Annotated in this window: 13 protein-coding genes; 9 read left to right on the plus strand and 4 right to left on the minus strand. The window is 62.0% G+C overall.

Going from position 1 to position 21,832, the window contains the following annotated elements:
- The first annotated feature begins 175 nt into the window (after positions 1 to 175).
- From ACCO56_RS19600 to ACCO56_RS19635, 8 genes are all read left to right on the plus strand, one after another.
- Complete coding sequence (locus tag ACCO56_RS19600) at positions 176 to 5,263, plus strand: putative Ig domain-containing protein (RefSeq protein WP_433642525.1); 5,088 nt, start codon at positions 176 to 178, stop codon at positions 5,261 to 5,263.
- Positions 5,264 to 6,007: 744 nt separating this feature from the next.
- Positions 6,008 to 7,108: a chemotaxis protein CheB gene (locus ACCO56_RS19605; protein WP_433642526.1), complete on the plus strand. Its 1,101-nt coding sequence runs from the start codon at positions 6,008 to 6,010 to the stop codon at positions 7,106 to 7,108.
- The gene (locus ACCO56_RS19610; protein ID WP_433642527.1) at positions 7,074 to 10,691 is read left to right on the plus strand and encodes a CheR family methyltransferase; all 3,618 of its coding nucleotides are present in this window, start codon (positions 7,074 to 7,076) and stop codon (positions 10,689 to 10,691) included. The genes ACCO56_RS19605 and ACCO56_RS19610 overlap by 35 nt, the downstream gene beginning before the upstream one ends.
- Positions 10,688 to 11,062 (plus strand): response regulator, encoded by a 375-nt coding sequence (locus tag ACCO56_RS19615; protein WP_433642528.1) that lies wholly within the window; start codon positions 10,688 to 10,690, stop codon positions 11,060 to 11,062. The genes ACCO56_RS19610 and ACCO56_RS19615 overlap by 4 nt, the downstream gene beginning before the upstream one ends.
- Positions 11,063 to 11,230: 168 nt before the next feature.
- Positions 11,231 to 11,521 (plus strand): hypothetical protein, encoded by a 291-nt coding sequence (locus ACCO56_RS19620; RefSeq protein WP_433642529.1) that lies wholly within the window; start codon positions 11,231 to 11,233, stop codon positions 11,519 to 11,521.
- Positions 11,522 to 11,523: 2 nt separating this feature from the next.
- Positions 11,524 to 12,216: a DUF899 domain-containing protein gene (locus tag ACCO56_RS19625; RefSeq protein ID WP_433642530.1), complete on the plus strand. Its 693-nt coding sequence runs from the start codon at positions 11,524 to 11,526 to the stop codon at positions 12,214 to 12,216.
- A gap of 346 nt (positions 12,217 to 12,562) precedes the next feature.
- The gene (locus ACCO56_RS19630; RefSeq protein ID WP_433642531.1) at positions 12,563 to 14,356 is read left to right on the plus strand and encodes a DEAD/DEAH box helicase; all 1,794 of its coding nucleotides are present in this window, start codon (positions 12,563 to 12,565) and stop codon (positions 14,354 to 14,356) included.
- A gap of 168 nt (positions 14,357 to 14,524) precedes the next feature.
- Positions 14,525 to 14,968: an SRPBCC family protein gene (locus tag ACCO56_RS19635; RefSeq protein WP_433642532.1), complete on the plus strand. Its 444-nt coding sequence runs from the start codon at positions 14,525 to 14,527 to the stop codon at positions 14,966 to 14,968.
- 121 nt (positions 14,969 to 15,089) lie between these two features.
- On the opposite strand, the gene serA is transcribed toward ACCO56_RS19635, so the two are convergent.
- The 4 genes from serA to ACCO56_RS19655 all read right to left on the minus strand — a co-directional run bounded on the left by serA (position 15,090) and on the right by ACCO56_RS19655 (position 19,365).
- Positions 15,090 to 16,688: a phosphoglycerate dehydrogenase gene (gene serA / locus ACCO56_RS19640; RefSeq protein ID WP_433642533.1), complete on the minus strand. Its 1,599-nt coding sequence runs from the start codon at positions 16,686 to 16,688 to the stop codon at positions 15,090 to 15,092.
- A 255-nt stretch (positions 16,689 to 16,943) separates the two neighbouring features.
- Positions 16,944 to 18,119, minus strand: a complete 1,176-nt coding sequence (locus ACCO56_RS19645) for a phosphoserine transaminase (RefSeq protein WP_433642534.1) — start codon at positions 18,117 to 18,119, stop codon at positions 16,944 to 16,946.
- Between the two features lie 398 nt (positions 18,120 to 18,517).
- Complete coding sequence (locus ACCO56_RS19650; protein ID WP_433642535.1) at positions 18,518 to 18,877, minus strand: hypothetical protein; 360 nt, start codon at positions 18,875 to 18,877, stop codon at positions 18,518 to 18,520.
- Positions 18,878 to 18,879: 2 nt separating this feature from the next.
- Complete coding sequence (locus ACCO56_RS19655) at positions 18,880 to 19,365, minus strand: hypothetical protein (RefSeq protein WP_433642536.1); 486 nt, start codon at positions 19,363 to 19,365, stop codon at positions 18,880 to 18,882.
- 499 nt (positions 19,366 to 19,864) lie between these two features.
- Between ACCO56_RS19655 and ACCO56_RS19660 the strand changes: the two genes are divergently transcribed.
- Positions 19,865 to 21,814 (plus strand): PrkA family serine protein kinase, encoded by a 1,950-nt coding sequence (locus ACCO56_RS19660; protein WP_433642537.1) that lies wholly within the window; start codon positions 19,865 to 19,867, stop codon positions 21,812 to 21,814.
- The last annotated feature ends 18 nt before the right edge of the window (positions 21,815 to 21,832 follow it).

Consider the following 21,832-nt stretch of genomic DNA (forward strand, 5'->3'; position numbering starts at 1 on the left):
AGACAAATCGATCAGTCAAACGGGACGCATGGCAACGCCCGTACCGTTCAAGTCTGCTACCCGCCCTTGGTGGTGTTCTTGCCGCGGCTTGACGCCGTCGTTGGTGCGGGGGTGAACTTTGGGTTGGGCGTATCGGTCCGCAGCCGGCGCTTGCGCGTGGCTTCTTCTGTTCTTCATGATCCTGGCCGCATCGGCGCAAACGGCTCCCGAAATCGCGAGCATCTCCCCGATAAGAGGCGCGGGGTACGGCGACACTATGGTCACCATCACCGGCACCGGGTTCACCGGCACGACCGGCGTGACCTTCGGCGGCATGGCAGCGACGAGCGTCACGGTCGTCAACGACAGCACGATCACCGCCTGGACGCCCGCGCATCCGGAGGGCACGGTCGATGTCGTTGTGACGACGCCGGCCGGCAGCGCGACGGCGGACAACGCCTTCACCTATTGGGCAACACCCGTGCCGGAGCTGTCGATCGACGACGTCTCCATGGCCGAAGGAGATTCAGGCAGAAAAAGTTTCATCTTCACGGTAAGGCTGAGCAGATCTGCACTGTTCGCCGTGAGTTTCGATGTCGCAACCTCCAGCGGCTCGGCCAGCATCGGCAGCGACTACGATCCAATCAGCCAGTCCGGCCTCACAATTCCCGTCGGCAGCAGCAGTCGCACCGTCTATGTGTCGGTGATTGGCGACACGGTTCTGGAGCCGAACGAGACCTTCTTTGTCAACGTCACCAATGTGTCAGGCGCAACGGTGGTCAAGGGCCAGGGCGTGGGCACGATCATCGACGACGATGATGCGCCCCCGACGATCGCAAGCATAGCGCCGAACAGAGGCCCGACAACCGGCGGCACCTTTGTCACCATCAACGGCACCGGCTTCACCAGCACGACCAGCGTTGCCTTCGGCGGCACGGATGCGGCAAGCTTCAGGATTCGCACTCCCACTAGGATTGAAGCGGAAACGCCGGCGAATGCGGCGGGAGCGGTCGACGTTGCCGTCACGACGGGCAGCGGCAAGGCGACGCTGACCGGAGGCTTCACGTTCGAACCGCCTCCCCCTGTCATCCAAACGCATCCGCGGAACAGCACCGTTCTCGCTGGCGAAAATGCTGCGTTTTCGGTCACTGCGGCCAATGCCAGCAGCTACCGATGGCAGGTTTTGACCGACGCGGGCTTTGCCGACATAGTGGATGGCGGCGTCTATTCGGGGGCAAGGACCCCGACGCTTGCCGTCACCGGCGCGACCCAAGCCATGAACGGCTACATGTATCGCGCTGTCGTCACCGGGCCGGGCGGCGAGGCGCGTTCGAACAGCGCTACCTTGACGGTCGTCGCACCGCTCACCCTTGCTCCTGCGGAAGGCACGATCCTGGCCAAGGGACGGGTCGGCACGGCATACAACGAGACCTCCATCAGCGCGTCCGGCGGCATCGGTTCCATCGGCTACAGTGCGACCGGGCTTCCGGACGGACTCTCCATCAATGCGGACACCGGCGCGATCTCCGGCACGCCGATGGCGGCCGGAATCATTTCGTTTACGGTAAGGGCGACCGCATCGCATGTGGGCGGCCAGGTTTCGTCCGGCTACGTGATCGAGATCGAACCGGCACCGCCGCTCGTCCTGAATCCGCCCGATGGCCAGACCCTTACGCAGGGCAGGATCCATAGCATTTACACTTACAATTTCATCTCCGCTTCGGGCGGTGTCGGCGACATCGCCTTCAGCGCCACCGGTCTTCCGGCGGGCCTTGAGATCGATGGGGCTGCCGGCGTGATCCACGGCAAGCCGACAGAGCGCGGAACCTTCACGGTCACCGTCACCGCAAAAGCGGCAGTCGTCGGTTCGGCTTCGGCAGACTACACCCTGACGATCACCGACATGCCGGTGGTACCCTCCCCGGTCTTCGAAGACGTGGAATACGGCAGCGCCGCGAACGAAATCGAGCTGATGATGAGCGGCGGCACACCGATATCGGTCGCCGTCGTCGACGCTCCCGGCCACGGCACAGCCACGGCCGTCGGCACGTCGATCACCTACACGCCGAACGCGGGCTATGCCGGGCCGGACGCGTTCACCTACACCGCCACCAACGAAGCGGGAACCTCCTTGCCGGCGGTCGTCAGCATCAACGTTCGCCCGCCCTCCTTGAGCATGACTCCCGCGGCGGGCCCGCTGACGCTGGACTACGGCGTCGCCTCTAGCCAAACCCTCAGCGCCAGCGGCGGCGCAGAGCCCTATGCCTACGCCCTGACTTCCGGAACCCTGCCTGCCGGGCTTCGCCTTGACGCGGCGAGCGGTACCTTGTCGGGTACGCCGTCCCAAGTCGGCAACTTTCCGGTGACCATAACGGCAACCGACAGTTCGCATGGCAGCGCCGCGCCATTTTCGACGTCCGCCAGCTATACGCTGCAGGTCAATCCGGCGACCATCGCCATCACCCCGGCCAGCCTGCCCGCCGGCACTACAGGCACGGCCTACAATGAAACCCTGTCCGCCACCGGCGGCATCAAACCTTATACGTTTTCCTTGAGCACGGGGTTGCCGCCCGGCCTGAACCTCAGAGGCGTGGTCCTGTCAGGCGTACCGACCGAAAGCGGCAGATACGACTTTGCGGTGTGGGTGCAGGACGCCAATGGCCAGGTTGGGGCCCGCACCTATAGCCTGGTGATTGACGCTCCTGCACTGGTGCTCACCCCCGCAAACGGCGCGACGCTGACGGCCGGTCAGGTCGGTGAGGCTTACAACGAGACGGCCATCGCCGCGTCGGGCGGCGCGGGAGCGATCACCTTCGCCGCAACCGGCCTGCCTGCCGGCCTCTCGATGGACGCCTCAAGCGGTGCGATCACAGGGACGCCGGCCGCCTTGGGGACCTTCAGCGTGGTCGTCACGGCCACCGGGGCAACCTCCGGTTCGACATCAGCCAGCTATACCCTGGTCATCACGGCTCCGGCCGTCGTGCTGACCCCGGTCGATGGGGCGACCCTTGCCGCTGGGGAAGTCGGCTCGGCCTATAATGAAACGGGAATCTCCGCCTCGGGTGGCGAAGGGGCCATCACCTTCGCCGCGAACGGCCTGCCCGCTGGACTGGCGATCGATTCCGGCACGGGGGCGATCACCGGAACGCCTGCTGCCGACGGAACCCTCACTGTCGTCGTAACCGCCACCGCCGCCACTGCGGGCACGGCCTCAGCGAGTTATACCATGGTGATCACCGCCGCGCCGGTGGTCTTCACCATTCCCGACGGCTCGGCCCTGACTTCCGGTATGGTGGGTGTCGCCTACAGCGATACCTCCGTCTCCGCCTCGGGCGGCTCGGGCGCCATTTCCTACACCGCTATCGGCCTGCCTGCCGGTCTCTCCATGGATTCGGCTACTGGCGCGATCACGGGCACGCCGGCGGCGGACGGCATCTTTACGGTCGCCGTCACCGCGACCGCCGCAACCTCCGGCTCCGCTTCGGCAAACTACACCCTGGCGGTGGCCGCACCGATCGTGCTCACGCCCGCCGACAGAACGACGCTCCCGGCGGGAGAGGCCGGTGCGGCTTATTCGCAGATCTTCACCGCTTCGGGCGGCAGCGGCAGCTACACCTTTGCCGTCACCAGCGGCGCGCTGCCGGCCGGGTTGACGCTTTCGGCCGACGGCAGCCTCTCGGGCACGCCAACGGCGGTGGAGACGGCCAGCTTCACCATCACCGCGAGCGATGCGGGCGCGCCGGGCAACAGCGGCAAAGCCGCCTACACGCTGGAGATCGAACCGGCGCCTCTTTCGACAAACGCCGAACTGGCAAGCCTCCTGCCGGGAAGCGGCATTCTCGAGCCCGGCTTCAATGCCGGGACGCTCGCCTATGTTGTCAGTGTCGGCAACGAGGTCGAAACGATCACCGTCACGCCGACCGCGGCCGACACCAAGGCCTCCATCACGGTAAACGGGCAAACGGTCACTTCGGGGACCGCAAGTCAGCCGATAACGCTCGCCGTCGGGCTGAATCCGGTTCAGACCGTGGTGACCGCGCAAGACGGCACGACCATCCGGACCTATACGGTCTCAGTGACACGCGCCACCATCGTACGCCCGGATCCATCTCTCGATCCGGAAGTCGTCGGCGTCATCAACGCGCAGGCAAACACGGCCGCGCGCTTTGCCCAGAATCAGATGCGCAACTTCCACAGCCGCCTCGAGCAGCTTCACAATGAGGGCGACCGGCGCGCTTCGAGCATCGATGTCCGCCTCGGCATCACGCAGAACGACCGCACAAGTGCGGCCGAGCGGGAGATTGACCAACTGGTCGCCGACAACCATTCCGCCGTTTCTGCGCCTCCTGGGGCTGCGATGCCGGGCATGCTCGCCTATGGTGCCGACGGCGCACACACGCCGGACGGAGCAAGGGCGGAGGAAGGCCGCGCCTCGCCCTTCATCGGCCCCGACCTCGGGCCATTCGCGGCCTGGTCCGGCGGCTTCATCAATTTCGGTGAGCGCGACAGCGGCGGTCTCGATCTCGATCACACCATGATCGGCGTCTCGGGCGGGATCGACTATCGCTTCTCCGAGCAGTTCGTCGGCGGCTTCGGCATCGGCTATGGCCGGGACCGCACCGACGTCGGCGAGAACGGCACCGAAAGCCGGGCCAGTGCCATCAGCGCGGCGCTCTATGGCAGCTACAAGCCGATCGACAACCTCTTCATCGACGGCTTGCTGGGAGGGAGCCGGCTGGACTTCGATTCCACCCGCTTCGTCACTGCCAATGGCGAGTTCGCCACTGGCAACCGGAGTGGCAAGCAGATCTTCGGTTCCCTCACGGCGGCCTATGAGTTCCGCGACGAAACATGGTTGATCTCGCCCTATGGAACGGTCGAGGTCTCGCACTCCCGGCTCGGCGGTTTCGCCGAGACCGGTGGCGGCATCCATGGGCTCACCTATAGCGATCAAACGGTCGCCACGCTCTCTGGCATCCTCGGCATCCGCGCCAACTATGCCTCCCGAACGGATTGGGGCGTTCTGACGCCGGGCGTCCGGGCCGAATACACGCACGATTTCGCGGGATCGTCACGAGCCAGCCTTGGCTATACGGATCTGGGCGGCCTGCCATATGCAATCGAGGTCGATCCGGAGGCGCGCGATTTCATGACGCTGGGCCTTTCGCTCGATATGCGGTTCGAAAACGACTGGAACCTGGGCTTCGATTATCGCACGGCCTTCGGCACCAATGGCGACAGTCAGGACCATACATTCGGAGCCAAATTCGGCGTGAGATTCTGAAGCCGGCCCATGGCCGGGACGCAATGGACGCACTTCAAGCTTGAACCCGACCCGTCACAGTTCAGGTCGTGTCGAAGCGAATTGGAGGTGCGGCGGTACTGGCAAAAATAGAAGGCGATACATTGGGCGCCGCTGACACAGAGCAGCTCCCGGTCAGGTGGATCTGGCGGGCAAGCGCACATAATCCGCGTCGTTCTAAGCCGAGCGCCTGGCTTCTTCCGCCAGCGGTCTCCCAATTCCGATGAAGGAAGCCGCCATTCCGCTGCCGACCTCCCCACCAGACGATTGTTCCCATCGGCCAGCGCCGTACCATGTCGCAGCTCGAAGATCGGCACCACGATCATGCCGGGAGGGATTTCTGAACCCCCGAACTGACGGGGAGGAATGAGCGTCTCCTGACGGGCGGCTGTCAAGAAGCCTCGCGCCGGCCGCGTCGCTTTCCAAGGCGCGCCCGAGCAATCTGATGATCGAGACGCAAACGCTGGTCATCACATCCTACGGCACGCCGCCGCCCGGGCTCTTAAATGCATGTCGCCCAAATGTGCAGCGGTTTTGGGCAAACGACATGCATGACAACGACAGCTAAAGCAGGTTGGGCGCGACATGCTTTACTCTGGTCGTTGCGGCCCTCAACACCTTGGAACCTAACATCCTTCCATCCATTGTGCTTGAACGCTTCCGCCTGCCAAGGCTGCCGACGGCAGGCGAAATGAAGTTGGAGTATGCTGGCCCTGGGGGCGAGTTATGGCCGAACGACGGATTCGCGTTCTAAATGCGCCTCCAAAGGACGCGCCAAGCTTCGAACGCCTGGAAAAGCCTCCAACACGCAACCGCAATGTCATTGTGATCGGCGCGTCGGCCGGCGGGGTGGAACCCTTAAAACAGCTTGTCGGCGACCTGCCGCCCGACCTCATGGCGGCGGTGTTCGTGGTGCTCCATGTCGGTCCGACAAGCTACCTGCCGGAAATTCTCCACCACGCCGCCTCTCTGCCGGCCTGGAAAGCCGAAAATGGCGCGAAGTTTGAGGCCGGAAATATCTATGTCGCTCCGCCCGGCTTCCATCTCTTGCTCCACGACGACCACATGATGCTTCGACGCGGCCCGCGCGAAAATCTCGCTCGGCCCTCGATAGACCCGCTTTTTCGCTCGGCGGCATTGAGTTACGGCGCGCGGGTCGTCGGCGTTCTCCTCTCGGGAGCGCTCTCCGACGGCACCGCGGGTCTGCGGGCCGTCAAGGCCGTGGGAGGGCTGGCGGTTCTCCAGCATCCGAAGGACGCGGCCGTGCCGGATATGGTGAAAAGCGCGCTGCGCTACGTAGAGATCGACCACTGCGTGCCGGCCGCCGAACTGGGCGGCATGTTAGGAAGACTAGCGGCCGAACCGGCGGGCGAAACGCTGCCCGCCCCTCCCGGTATCAGGCTGGAAGCGGCCATCGCCGCACAGGAGCATTCCACCATGAAAGACGAAGATCGGCTTGGGCAACTGTCGGTGTTTACATGCCCGGAATGCCACGGGCCTCTGTGGGAGATCGAGGACGGTGACATGCTCCGGTATCGGTGTCATACAGGGCATGCCTTCACATCGGAAGCAATGATGGAGGCCCAGTCGGCGGAGGCGGACGAGATATTATGGAGCCTGCTGCGGGCGCATCAGCAGCGAGCCGAATTTACCCGGCGCATGGCCGAACGGGAAACGAAGAGGGATCGCTCCGAACTCGCCAAGCAATTGCGTGAACGGGCCAAGGAGTACGCGGCGGATGCCGAGGTGATCGAGCGCATTCTCGAGAGCAGGCGAACAACGGCAGCAAGCAATGATGCAATCGAGGAACAAGGCGCTGGAAAGTGACTCGCAGGCCGACCAAGGGGACAAATCCACGGCGTCGGCCGACGTTTCCTGCCCGATTGTCGCCATCGGCGCATCGGCAGGCGGCATAGCGGCGCTGCAAAGATTTTTCCCGGCGGTTCCGCCCGACAGCGGTATCGCCTATGTTGTGATACAGCACCTCGACGCCGATCACGAAAGCGTCCTGGCGAGCATAATCCAGCGCAGCACCTCCATCGAGACCCAGACGGCGGCTGAGACGTCCGTCATGGGGCCGAACAGGATATTTGTGATTCCTCCAGGCGTCACGGCCACCGTCAAGGACTGCCGCTTTCACTTCGTGAAGATGGCGACCACGCGCATCAAGCGAACCCCCATCGACGATTTCTTCATTTCGCTCGCCGAGGACCAGGGGGAAAATGCTGCGGGTGTCATCCTTTCCGGAACCGGCAGCGATGGCACAATCGGGCTGAGGGCGATCAAGGAACATGGCGGGCTTACCCTCGCGCAGGAGGCCGCCGAATATGACGGCATGATGCGCAGCGCCGTTCAGACCGGCCTCGTCGACATGGTGCTCCCCGCGGAGGACATGGCCGCGAAGCTGGTCGACTACTTCAGGCACGGCAATTTTACGGTAGCCGACGGCGAACGGGACCGGCGCAAGCGCGACATCGCCGAACAGCTTTCCCGGATCGCAGCTTTGCTCCGGGCGCGCACCGGTCATGATTTCAGCGGCTACAAGGACAACACGATTTTGAGGCGCATCCAGCGCCGCATGCAGGTGCTGCAGATCGAGAACCCTGCCGCCTTTTACGAAAGGCTGCGCGAGGAGCCGCAGCAGGTCGATCTCCTGTTTCAGGACCTGCTGATCGGCGTCACCAGCTTTTTCCGGGACCCGCAGGCATTCGAAGTCTTGGAACGCCAGGTTATTCCGAAGCTTTTCGAGGGCCGCAAGCCGGACGACACTGTGAGGGTGTGGGTGCCGGGCTGCGCCACCGGCGAAGAAGCATATTCGGTCGCCATGCTTCTCAAGGAGAACGCTCCGCGAGGCGCAGCCTCGCCCAAACTGCAGATATTCGCCACCGACATAGACGAGCGCTCACTGGAAGTGGCACGTGCCGGCCGCTATCCGGCCGCTGTCGCCAGCGACGTCACGCCAAAGCGATTGAAGGAGTTCTTTACCCGCGAGGACGGGACCTACCGTGTCTCCTCCGATCTGCGGGAGATGTGCCTTTTTTCAGCGCACAACTTGCTCCGGGACCCCCCCTTCTCCAAGCTCCACCTGATCACCTGCCGCAACCTTCTCATCTATATGGGGTCGGAGCTTCAGGAAAAGATCATCCCCATTTTCCACTATGCGCTGCGCAACGGGGGCTACCTGTTTCTAGGGTCTTCCGAAAACGTCACCCGCCACGCCCGCCTGTTTTCGACGATCGACAAGCCGAGCCGCCTTTTTCAGAAGCGTGCTGGAGCCGTCGCGCAGAGGCTGCCGGAATTTCCTCTGGCAGCAGCGTCCAGGCACGCGCCGCATCACCCCCGCCCGCGGGCGACGACGGGAACCTTGCAGGAGACAGCGGAGCGTCTTCTTCTCGACCGCTACTCCCCCGCTTATGTCGTCGTCAACGCGGCCGGCGAACTGGTGCACAGTTCGGGAGGCACCGGGAAATATCTCGAACTGGCGGCCGGCGCACCCGACAACAATATCTTCTCGATGGCGCGGCGCGGCCTGCGCATGGATCTCAGGGCGGCCCTCCACAAGGCGGTCAGTACCGGGCAGCCAGCGGTCCAGAACAAGATCACCATCGGCACCAATGGCGGACGCCAGACCATCAGCCTCGTCGTGCAGCCGCTCCCCAACGACGGCTCGTCGGATCCCCTTTACATGCTGGTGTTCAGGGATGTCGGCGGCATCCAGCCCGAGTTCGACGGCGAGCCGGCGCATATCACTGACGACGTCGAGAGCGCCAATGTCAGCCAGCTCGAAAAGGAGCTGAGGGAGACCAAGGAACGGCTGCAGATCACGACGGAAGAGTTGGAATCCTCCAACGAGGAGCTGAAATCGTCCAATGAGGAGCTTTCGTCGATCAACGAGGAACTGCAGTCGTCCAACGAAGAACTCGAGACCTCCAAGGAAGAGCTGCAGTCGATCAACGAGGAGCTCCAGACAGTCAACTCCGAGCTCAACATCCGCGTCGACGAGTTGAGCCGCGCCAACAACGACATTGCCAACCTCCTGGAGAGCACCCAGATCGCGACCGTCTTCCTCGACCGCGATCTCTGCATCAAAAGTTTCACGCCGACGGCGCGCGATCTATTCCGTCTCGTGGAGAGCGATGTCGGCCGACCGCTGGCCCATGTCCGCCCGCGTTTCGCCGCCGACAATCTGCAAGCCGACATAGAGCAGGTTCTACGCCGACTCGGCACCATCGAACGCCGGGTCGAGAGCTTCGAGGCCGACACACGCTACATGATGCGGGTGCTGCCTTACCGCACGGTGGAAAATGTCATCGCGGGCGTCGTCGTCACTTTCGTCGACGTCACGCGCATCGTGCAGGCGGAGGAGCGCATCGATTCGCTCAGCCATGCGTTGCGCAACCGCATCGAAAGCCTGGAAACGCTATTGGATCTCGTGCCGGTCGGCATCGTCATTGCTGAGGATGGCGAGCGCCAGGAATTTCGGGCCAACCGGCGAGCCGCGGAACTCGCCGGTCAGTCTTCGACGGGCGCAAGGGTGACATTCATTCCCACTGCCCTTGCTCTTGTGAGAGGTGGGAAGGCCGTGGACGCCGAGGATCAGCCACTTGCCAAGGCGATCCGAAAGGGCGAGACGATCCCGCAATACGAGGCGCGGATCGAACGGCCGGGCAGCGAAGGAGTCGACGTCGCGATTTCCGCGACGCCGCTTTTCGACGAATCCGGCAACGTCCGGGGAGCCATCAGCACGTTGGTCGATATTTCTCGGCACAAGCAGGCGGAGCGCGCCCAGGAGCGATTGCTGCACGAACTGCAGCATCGTGTGAAGAACATCCTCGCCACCATAACCGCACTGACCTCCCGGATGGTGCGCTCGTCGAGTTCCATGACGGATTTCTCGGCGGCCTTTCAGGAGCGCCTGCAGGCGATGGCCCGCACCCATGAGCTTCTGTCGTGGTACAATTGGGGTGGAGCGGAGCTTGAGGAACTGCTGCGGGCGACGCTCTCCCCCTATGCGGGCGAGGAACGGCGGAACGTCGTCATGAAAGGGCCCCCACTCCAACTGAATGCGAACGCGGCGGCGACTTTGGGCATGGTGTTTTTCGAGCTTGCAAGCAACGCCGCCAAATATGGTGCGCTTGCCGTCGACCAGGGCCGTGTAGAGTTAACCTGGCGTGTCGAAAAGCCCCATTCGCTGTCGATCATCTGGAAGGAAATCGACGGTCCAGCCGTTGAGAAGCATCCGAAACTGAATTTCGGAACCACCTTCATCCAGCAGAGTTTGGAGTATGAACTGGGCGGAAGCGCCGAGTTGAAGTTCAAACGGACCGGCTTGGAATGCGTTCTTGAAATTCCGCTGTCCAAGACCGAAGCTTTTGAACGCTTGTCTCTGGCTGCTTCCGGTAAAGGATGAACGAGCAATCGCCACTCGCAGGTCTTCACATTCTCGTCGTAGAGGATGCGTTTCTGGTCGCCCTGGATCTCTCCGATCAATTGACAGATTCCGGGTGCGAGGTGATTGGCCCCGCCGCGTCGGTGAAACAAGCATTGGAAAAGATGGACGGCGTGGCTCTGGATGGGGCAGTACTTGACGTAAATCTGGCGGGGGAGCGCAGTTTTCCGATAGCGGAGGTCCTTGCCTCGCGCGGAATTCCGTTCCTTTTCCTGACCGGCTACGACAGTTCGACCGTTTTTCCAGATGAGTTCCAGCAGGCGCCGAGGCTATCGAAACCTGTCAATGCCAACGCGCTCAAGAACGCGGTCGCCCATTTCCGCCATAGGTGAGAGCTGCGCACCCAGAACTGCCTTTGCGCATCTCGGGTGGGAACAGTGGTTAGAAATCAAAGGTGGATACGAATCCCGTCACACTTGTAACTCTCACCCGGCTTTCCGCCTGAGATAGCGTCTTCGTATCGTAACCGTTGGAACAGCGGCTTCGACGGAGAAGCAGAAATGACGATGTCTGCAGCAACAGGGAAGGTCGCATCATTGCTTGGGCCAGCGGTCGATATAGCCCGTCGGCTCGGGCTCGCAGCTGCCCCGACCTTCGCGTTGATGGCCTGGATTTCTGCCGTCGGGTCGCTGGGCATGACGATGTGCTCTGCCGACCCGGCTTTCGTGCCGATCAACGACATGGCGCTGATGTACCTGCTGATGAGCTTCTTTCACCTGTCGCCGTGGCTGAAGCTCTTTTCCGCTCGTTCACAGCGCCGCAACACCCCCGTCACCCAAACCGGAGACTGACAATGCAACACGCTGTCGTGTCACGCGATGACTGGCTGGCCGCCCGCCGGGATCTCCTGAAAGCGGAGAAGGAACTCACTCGTATTCGCGACAAGGTCGCCCAAGAGCGGCTCGCCCTACCCTGGATGCGCATCGACAAGGAATACGTGTTCGACACGCTGGATGGCCCGCGCACGCTCGCCGATCTCTTCGACGGTCGATCGCAACTTCTGGTGCAGCATTTCATGTTCGCGCCGGGATGGAAGGAAGGCTGCCCGAGCTGCTCCTTCATGGCCGATCACACCGACGGCATGAACATGCATCTCGCGCACCACGACGTCACGATGATCGCCGTTTCGCGCGCGCCGCTCCCCGAGATCGAGCGCTACCGCAAGCGCATGGGTTGGCAGTTCAAATGGGTGTCGTCCCTTGGCAACGACTTCAACTACGATTTCCGGGTCAGTTTCACGCCCGAGGAAGTTGCCAGCGGGCACATCGACTACAACTTCGGAGAATGGCGGGAGACTGGCGAGGAATGGCCTGGCGTGAGTGCTTTCTTCAAGGACGACGCGGGCGAGGTCTTCCGCACCTACTCCACCTACGGACGCGGCGTTGAGGCGATGATGGGCACCTACGCAATGCTCGATCTCGCTCCGAAGGGCCGCAACGAGAAGGCGGGTATGGAATGGGTGCGCCGCCACGATCGCTACGAGTAGCCGCCCCGGGGAGCAGTGGCATGTGACCGCTAGCAAACGATAAATGAGGTGATTGCCGGCCACGAGGGTCCCGGCAATTCGCCTTTCGTTTCTGTGACCTGCTGGCTCGGCCTCGCGCTGGACGTTGTGTAGCCACGTCTGTGGACGGGTGAAGCACTGAACGAGTTTAGCACGCGGGGTCAGTAAGGAAGGCATGATGTCCACGCCGTCTGCCTTTCGCATCACCAATGCCTGAAGCGGCCTCGGGTCATGTTCGGCCTGTGGCATAATTCCGTCCTGCCCCGGAAGCAGTGGTTGGTGCTCGGCAGCGACTGTGGTATGCGGCGCGCTCACAGAGGGCGCGACCATGATGCCGACCGACGCCGCAACCTTGCCGGCTGCAATCCACCCCGCCCTCGCTTCCGCGCTTGCGGCGAGGGGCTACAGCCAGCTGACACCTGTTCAGATGGAGATGGCGAGTGGCGGGCACGGCGAGGCCGACCTCCTGGTCTCGGCGCAAACCGGATCCGGGAAGACGGTCGCCTTCGGCATCGCCATCGCCTCGACTTTGCTCGGAAACGCAGAGCGTTTCGACACGGCCGGCCGGCCGCTGGGCCTGGTCATCGCCCCGACGCGCGAACTGGCAATCCAGGTGCAGCGGGAACTCGACTGGCTCTATGCGGAGGCTGAGATCCAGACCGCGACCTGCGTGGGCGGAATGGACATGCGCAAGGAGCGCCGCGCCCTCGATCGCGGCGCGCATCTCGTCGTCGGCACGCCGGGACGCTTGCGCGACCATATCACCAAAGGCGCGCTGGACCTGAGCGCGCTACGCGCCGTGGTGCTCGACGAAGCCGACGAGATGCTGGACCTCGGCTTTCGCGAAGACCTCGAATTCATCCTCGGTGCAGCTCCGGACGACCGCCGGACTTTGCTGTTCTCGGCAACAGTTCCGCGCGGCATCGCGGAACTGGCCAAGACCTTCCAGAAGGATGCGCTGCGTATCGCCGCAACCGCGTCCACCGACCAGCATGCCGATATCGAGTACCAGTTGATGCTGGTACGGCGAGACGAGCGCGAACACGCCATCATCAACACGCTACTGGATTCCGACAGCACGAGCGCGCTGGTGTTTTGCCATACGCGCGAAGCGGTTCGCCACCTCACTGCACGCCTCGCCAACAGAGGATTCTCGGTCGTTTCGCTTTCGGGCGAGATGGCCCAATCCGAGCGCTCCAACGCGCTGCAATCCATGCGGGACGGCAGGTCCCATGTCTGCGTGGCAACCGATGTCGCGGCGCGGGGCATCGACCTTCCGAACCTCGATCTCGTGATCCATGCCGACGTGCCCAGCAATCCCGCGACCCTGCTGCACCGCTCGGGCCGTACGGGGCGCGCCGGACGCAAGGGTGTGTGCGTGCTCATCGTCCCCGAGAACAGGCGGGGTGCGGCGCAGCGCGTGCTTGCGATGGCCAAGCTGACGGCCACCGTGCGTTCGGCCCCCGGCATTGCCGAGATCGAGGCGCGCTACCGCAAGCAGATCCTCGATGCCGCTCTCTCCGCCGCGGAGCCCGACGAAACCGAAGCTGCTTTCGTGGCCGAGTTGCTGGGCAAAGCCGCCCCGGAGCGGATCGCTGCCGCCTTTCTTCGCCAGCAACTCACCGCCCGTCCTGTTCCGGAGGAACTTTCTCCCCTCCCCATCGCCGCGATGCAGGCCGGGAGGCCCAAGCGCGACAGGCGATTCGAGGAGGATCGCGGTCCGGCACCGGCTCGCGAGCCCCGTGGTCCGGATATGGAAGGCGGCGTCTGGTTCACCATTTCGCTCGGACGCAAGCAGCGCGCCGACCCGAAGTGGCTGCTGCCGATGATCTGCAAAGCCGGCGGCGTAACGAAGCGCGACGTGGGCTCGATCCGGATCGACGACACGGAGACCCGCTTCGAGATCTCCGCCGACAGGGCCGCCGACTACGCGGAGCAGCTCAAGCGCCCGGGCAGTATGGAGCGAGGCGTCGTCATCGCTCCGGCCGGCGAGATACGCGGGAAGCCCTGGCAGGCGAAGCCAAAGTTCAAGAAGGGCGGCAAGCCGGGCCACAAAGGCGCCACCACGGAGCGCGGCTTGGCGCGCAAGCACAAGGGCGGGAAGCCGAAGCGCCCTGCCTGATCTGACCGGGCGATGCTCCGCCGGGGTTTCCTGGCGAGCGGACGCAAAGGGCCTGCCACCTGTGACGGTCTATGACGGCGGTTGCAAAAAAAGCTGATCGCCCATGTCGAATCGACCAAGCCTCATTCGTCATTGGAGCATGGATCGGCAGTCACAAGGAGAAACGACATGCCCAGCACCGTACGCTTGCACCGCGTCCTGGCGACCAGTCCGGAGAAAGTCTATCGCGCATTCCTCGAAGCGGACGCGCTGGCGAAATGGTTGCCGCCCAACGGCTTCACCTGCACGGTTCATCATCTGGAACCCAATGTCGGCGGCACGTTCAGAATGTCCTTCCGCAATTTCACGACGACCGACAGCCATGCATTCGGTGGCGAATATGTCGAACTCGTTCCGGGCGAACGCCTGCGCTACACGGACAAGTTCGACGATCCGAACCTGCCCGGCGAGATGCAGGTGACCGTGATCTTGAAGAAGGTATCGGTCGGCACGGAACTGGATATCACCCAGGCAGGCATTCCGGACGCCATTCCGGCCGAGGCCTGTTATCTCGGCTGGCAGGAATCGTTGCGAAACCTGTCAAGGCTCGTGGAACCGGAGATCAATCAATAAAGCATCGCCGCGGAAGCGGATGCCGCGGCCAACGCTTACGCGCGCTTGGCCGCGGGCCTTCGCCGCGCTCCGCGAGGCATGTGAGCTCTCTCCCCCGAAAGGAAGAGAGCTACCCCTCACCTCACGCCGCCGCGACGTCGAAGCGCAGCCGCTTGGCCGAGTCGATCTTCGGATTGGCGCGCAGCGCGGTGAGCGCCTTTTCCGGGAACGGCGCGTCGAGATAGAGCAGCGCGATGGCGTCACCGCCCGGCCGGTCGCGGCCGAGCTGGAAGTTGGCGATGTTGACGCCGTTCTCGCCGCAGATCGTGCCGAGCAGGCCGATGATGCCGGGAACGTCGGCATTGGTGGTGTAGAGCATGTGCTGGCCGACCTCGGCGTCGAGGTTGATGCCCTTGATCTGGATGAAGCGCGGCTTGTGGTCGGAGAAGCAGGTGCCGGCGATCGAGCGCGTCATGTGCTCGGTCTTGACCGTCAGCTTGATATAGCCGTCGAACACGCCTGACTTGTCGCGCTTGACCTCCGATAAAATGATACCGCGCTCCTTCACCATGATCGGCGCCGACACCATGTTGACGTCGGAGACCTGCGGTCGGATCAGGCCGGCGAGCGCGGCGGCGATGAGCGCGCGCGTGTTCATCGTGGCGGTCTGCCCGTCGAACAGGATCTCGACCTCCTTGATCGGATCCTCCGTCATCTGGCCGACGAAGGCGCCGAGCACTTCGGCGAGCTTCACGAAAGGCTTGAGCTTCGGCGCCTCCTCTGCGGTGATGGAGGGCATGTTGATGGCATTGGAAACGGCGCCCTTGATCAGGTAGTCCGACATCTGCTCGGCGATCTGGAGGGCGACATTCTCCTGCGCCTCCGTGGTCGAGGCACCGAGATGTGGCGTGCAGACCACGTTCTCCATGCCGAAGAACGGGCTTTCCTTAGCCGGCTCCACCTCGAACACGTCGATACCAGCACCGGCCACCTTGCCGCTCTTCAAGGCCTCGACGAGGTCGTTCTCGACGATCAGGCCGCCGCGCGCGCAGTTGATGATGCGCACGCCCTTCTTCATTTTGGCGATCGACTCGGCGTTGATGATGTTCCTGGTCCGGTCGGTCAGCGGCGTATGCAGCGTAATGAAGTCGGCGCGCGCGAAGAGCTCGTCGAGCTCCACCTTCTGGATGCCGAGTTCGACCGCCCGGTCCTCCGACAGGAAGGGGTCGTAGGCGATCACATGCATCTTCAGGCCGACGCCGCGCGTGGCGACGATCGAGCCGATATTGCCGCAGCCGATGACGCCGAGTGTCTTTCCGGTGATCTCGACGCCCATGAAGCGATTCTTTTCCCACTTGCCGGCCTGGGTCGAGACATTCGCCTCGGGAAGCTGGCGGGCGAGCGCGAACATCATGGCAACGGCGTGCTCTGCCGTGGTGATCGAGTTGCCGAAGGGTGTGTTCATCACGATGATGCCCTTGCGGGAGGCAGCCGGGATGTCGACATTGTCGACGCCGATGCCGGCGCGGCCGATCACCTTGAGATTCGGCGCGGCGTTGATCAGCTTCTCCGTGACCTTGGTGGCCGAGCGGATGGCGAGACCGTCATATTGGCCGATCACTTCGAGCAGCTTTTCCTTGTCGGCGCCGAGCTCGGGCAGATAGTCCACTTCGACGCCGCGGTCCTTGAAGATCTGCACGGCGGTGGGAGAGAGTTTGTCGGAAACGAGAACGCGAGGCATGGTTCCATCCTTACTTTGAGGATTTGAGCCCGTTGGCCGCTAGCAGTGCCCCTCACTGTCCTGTCGGACATCTCTCTCCGTGCACGGGGAGAGAGTCGCCGTCCGCATCGGTTTCGCAAGCCGGAAACGCCGGCGATTGGCGAAAGTCGGGATGCATCGTCTCTCTCCCCGCATGCGGGGAGAGATGTCCGGCAGGACAGTGAGGGGCCACCAAGAGCGGTCGACCATTGGGCTGGTGGTATTCGTCAGACCAGTTCAGGCGGCCGCTTGCAGCGCCGCCAGTTCCTTGGCGAAGGCCCAGTCGAGCCAAGGCATGAGCCTCTCGACGTCCGAAGCCTCGACAGTCGCGCCGGCCCAGATGCGCAGGCCCGCCGGGGCATCGCGATAGGAGCCGATGTCATAGGCGACACCTTCCTTCTCGAGCACCGACACGATCGCCTTGGCGAAGGCGGCCTGTTCGTCTGGGCCAAGTGCGGTCACGGCAGGATCGACGATCGAGAGACACACCGAGGTGTTGGAGCGCGTCGCCGGATCGACGGCGAGATGGGCGAGCCAGTGCGATTGAGCCACGAAACCGTCGATGACCGAGAAATTGCGGTTCGCGCGGGCAACGAGCGCATCCAAGCCGCCGATCTCCTTGGCCCAGAGCAAAGCATCGATATAGTCCTCGACGCAGAGCATGGAGGGCGTGTTGATGGTCTCGCCCTTGAAGATGCCCTCGATGAGCTTGCCGTTCGAGGTGAGGCGGAAGATTTTCGGCAGCGGCCAAGCGGGCTTGTAGCTTTCCAGCCGCTCGACGGCGCGTGGCGACAGGATGAGCACGCCATGCGCGCCCTCGCCTCCGAGCACCTTCTGCCAGGAGAAAGTCACGACATCCAGCTTCTCGAAATCGAGGCGTTGGGCGAAGGCCGCCGAGGTGGCGTCGCAGATGGTCAGGCCCTTGCGATCGGCCGGGATGAAATCGCCGTTGGGCACGCGCACGCCGGAGGTCGTGCCGTTCCAGGTGAAGACGACGTCGCGGTCGAAGTCGAGCTGCGAGAGGTCAGGCAGTTCGCCATAGGGCGCGTTGAAGGTGCGAACGTCGGCGAGCTTCAGCTGCTTGACGACATCCGTCACCCAGCCGGCGCCGAAGCTCTCCCACGCCACCATGTCGACGCCGCGGGCGCCGAGCAGGGACCACAGCGCCATCTCGACGGCGCCGGTGTCGGAAGCCGGAACGATGCCGATGCGGTAGTCGGCCGGAACCTGCAGCACTTCGCGCGTCAGGGCGATGGCCTGTTCGAGCCTGGTCTTGCCGATCTTGGCGCGGTGCGAACGACCGAGCGGTGCGTCGGCGAGCGCCTGGAGCGACCAGCCGGGACGTTTTGCACAGGGACCTGAAGAGAAATTGGGATTGGCCGGATGCTGGTCCGGCTTCGTAAGAGCAGTCATCGTGGTCTATCCTTCCAGATAGTAAGCCCCTCGGTGGGGAGGGGTGGCCCACGGACGCCAATACTTTAAAGCCTCTGTCCGCGCAAGCGGGTCGAGAGAGCAAATTTTCGCTCCCTCGAAGAATGGGAAGAGACTTTGGCCTCATCCTACCGGGGCGCTACATAGCTCCAATTTGAGATGCCATGTACGCGCGGATCGGGCAGCTTCGCCTTCATGCGAACAGAATCCGTGTCGAAGTTCGATACAGAACCGGGTGAATACCTGTAGCCCTTCGGTATCCCCATCGGAACGGACCGCGATCAGATCGCCCTGTCGGCAAGCACCTTTGATCAGTTCAATCAATTTCTGCTCATCGAATACCGAAACGGACGAACCAATACGCCTGCCCACTTCATTGTTCACATATCCTTGTAGACGTCCCACGATTCCTTTCTCAGCTTATTTTCGCCTTTGGGAGACTCCCTGTATTCGCGCTCATCGCCCAACGCCTTGGCCGCAGGCACACCATAGAGCTGTGCAACCTTCGCGCTCATATAGGCATGTGTGATGGCATTGTTCGAGGCCAGCAGAGGGTCACCGTATTTCTTATTCTGCGGCAACGGCAGCGGACTTTGCTCTTTGTACACCAAGTCAAGAGATCGCGTTATATCTGCGGCCTCCTGCTGCCATTTTTCGTAAGGCGTCAAAGAAAAGGAAAGTTTTTTTCCATTATCAAATGCTCTCTCGCCTAATACGGAGAGAATTTCCTTGAGATTCATAATTATTTCTTCTGCCCCTCAAATGTAAAAATTTCCTTTGTGCCATCATCAAATTTCAACGTCATTTCTCTTGAGCAACCTCCATGATTTTCATTCACATCGAATATGTTAAGCTCAACTATCTCGGCAGTTTTATCCCTGTATACTATTGAGACATAAGATCTGTTGGATTTCCAACCAAAGCGTCCAAGAAAACCAAAAGAAGAATAGTCTATATTATAGGATTCTATTCCACGCTCCATTAGCAAAGCAACGGGATCCACTTCTCGACCTGATACGCAAAAGTACTCCGCATCATCGAAGAATTCTATAAGCTTTATTTGTCTATAAATTGCGATATTGCTATCTATTTCTTCCGAAGCAAGCCGCGCGGACTTGCTGGTAGCTATATAATCAAGCTTCTCAACATCGGTCGCAAAAAGATATACCTTGAAAAATATTTCATATGAGATGATAGCGATCGCCGCAGTAATTAGAAAGCGCCTCATATCACCCCCTTCACACGTGTGCATCATGGATATACACGTTTTCCGAGTAGGAATCAATTCCTGTAAGGCTCGTCAGGGTGCGTAGATAGGGAGTGAAGGGGCGACAACACGGACATGCAGGTGCCGCGCTACACTCCAACCGAACGAAAACGAGGCCCTACAAAGCCCACAGCCCGCGCTTGAGGGAAAGCGCGGGCTGCCGTTAGGACGGAGAGAACCGTGGAGGGGAGACGGTTCCGGCAGAAGAAACCACCTAGCGCCGGAAAGGTTCCGTAAGCCTCGGGATTTGCCTCATGCCCCTGCGCGGCGCTTCCTCGATGGGATGCGTGTTCACGGCAACTAACCCGCGTACACTCATTTGTGATCGACTGGAAACTGCTTTCTCGAAAGAAGCTATTGCCGGATCGCAACGGAACCACAAAGCTATCTGATAGTTGATTCTCGACAGGGCTTACTCGTGAGGAGCCCGGCATTCCCCGGGCCTGCAGAAGAGGGCACAATGGGCGGGAACGGAACCGACGTCTTCAATCTCTTTTCGGAGATTTACACCAGCAGCGCGCAGGAGGAGATGAGCCTCCAGGAATATCTGCTGGCCTGTCGCGACGACCAGTCGCTCTACGCGACCGCGCCGGAGCGCATGGTCGAGGCGATCGGCGAGCCGAAGCTGATCGACACCAGCGCCGACGAGCGGCTCGGCCGGATCTTCGCCAATCGCACCATCAAGATCTATCCGGCCTTTTCGGATTTCTACGGCATGGAAGACACGATCGAGCGGATCGTGGGCTACTTCCGCTACGCTTCCCAGGGTCTCGAGGAACGCAAGCAGATCCTCTATCTGCTCGGGCCCGTCGGCGGCGGCAAGTCGTCGCTCGCCGAGCGGCTGAAAAAGCTGATGGAAAAGCGGCCGATCTACACGTTGAAGATCGGAGATCAGATCAGCCCCGTATTCGAATCGCCCCTCGGCCTTTTCCATCCCGATCGGATGGCCGACCTGCTGGAGGACAAATACGGCATCGCCCGGCGCCGATTGAACGGTCTGATCTCGCCATGGGCTACCAAGCGTCTGGACGAACTCCAGGGCGACATATCGAAGTTCAGCGTCGTCAAGCTGTTGCCCTCGCGGCTCCGCCAGGTCGCCATCTGCAAGACTGAGCCCGGAGACGAGAACAACCAGGATGTTTCGGCGCTGGTCGGCAAGGTCGACATCCGCAAGCTGGAGCATTTCAGCCAGCACGATCCTGACGCATATTCCTACAGCGGCGGCCTCAACCGCACCACGCAGGGTCTGCTGGAATTCGTCGAGATGTTCAAGGCGCCGATCAAGGTGCTGCATCCCCTGCTGACCGCCACCCAGGAAGGCAGCTACAACGGCACGGAGAATCTCGGCGCCTTCCCCTATCAGGGTATCGTGGTGGCGCATTCCAACGAATCGGAATGGCTGCACTTCAAGAACAACAAGAACAACGAGGCCTTTCTTGACCGCATCCTCGTCGTGAAGGTGCCCTATTGCCTGCGCGTCACCGAGGAGAAGCAGATCTACGAGAAACTGCTTCGCGAGAGCGAACTGGCCAACAATCCTTGCGCGCCGGAGGTGCTCGAGATCCTGAGCCGTTTCACCGTGTCGACGCGACTCGCCGAGCATGAGAACTCGCCGCGCTACACCAAGATGCGCGTCTATGACGGCGAGAACCTGAAGGAGATCGATCCCAAGGCCAAGTCGGTGCAGGAATATCGCGACGCCGCCGGCGTCGATGAGGGCATGACCGGGGTCAGCACGCGTTTTGCCTTCAAGATCCTATCGCAGACCTTCAACTACGACACCAAGGAAGTCGCCGCAGATCCCGTGCACTTGATGTACATCCTCGAACAGGCGATCAAGCGCGAGCAGTTCCCCAAGCAGACGGAAGCCGCCTATCTCGATTTCATCAAGTCGGAACTGGCCACCCGCTACGCCGAATTCATCGGGCATGAGATTCAGAAGGCCTATCTGGAATCCTACAGCGAATACGGCCAGAACCTGTTCGACCGCTATATCGCCTATGCCGACGCCTGGGTCGAGGACCAGGACTACAAGGATCCCGATACCGGCCAGATCTTCAATCGGGAAGTGCTCGACAGCGAGCTTTCGCAGATCGAGAAGCCGGCAGGCATCGCCAACCCGAAGGACTTCCGCAACGAAGTGGTCAAGTTCACCTTGCGGGCGCGCGCCAAGAACAACGGACGCAACCCGTCCTGGACGAGCTACGAGAAGCTGCGCGAGGTCATCGAGAAGCGCATGTTCGGCCAGGTCGAGGACCTGTTGCCCGTCATCAGCTTCGGCTCCAAGAAGGACAGCGTGACCGAGAAGCAGCACAGCGAGTTCGTGCAGCGCATGATGGAGCGCGGCTACACGCAAAGGCAGGTCCGCCGCCTCGTTGACTGGTACATGCGGGTGAATAAAGCCGGCTGATACAGGCCGCGGAGAGGT

This window comes from Mesorhizobium sp. 1B3 (assembly GCF_050958605.1).
Taxonomy (GTDB): Bacteria; Pseudomonadota; Alphaproteobacteria; order Rhizobiales; family Rhizobiaceae.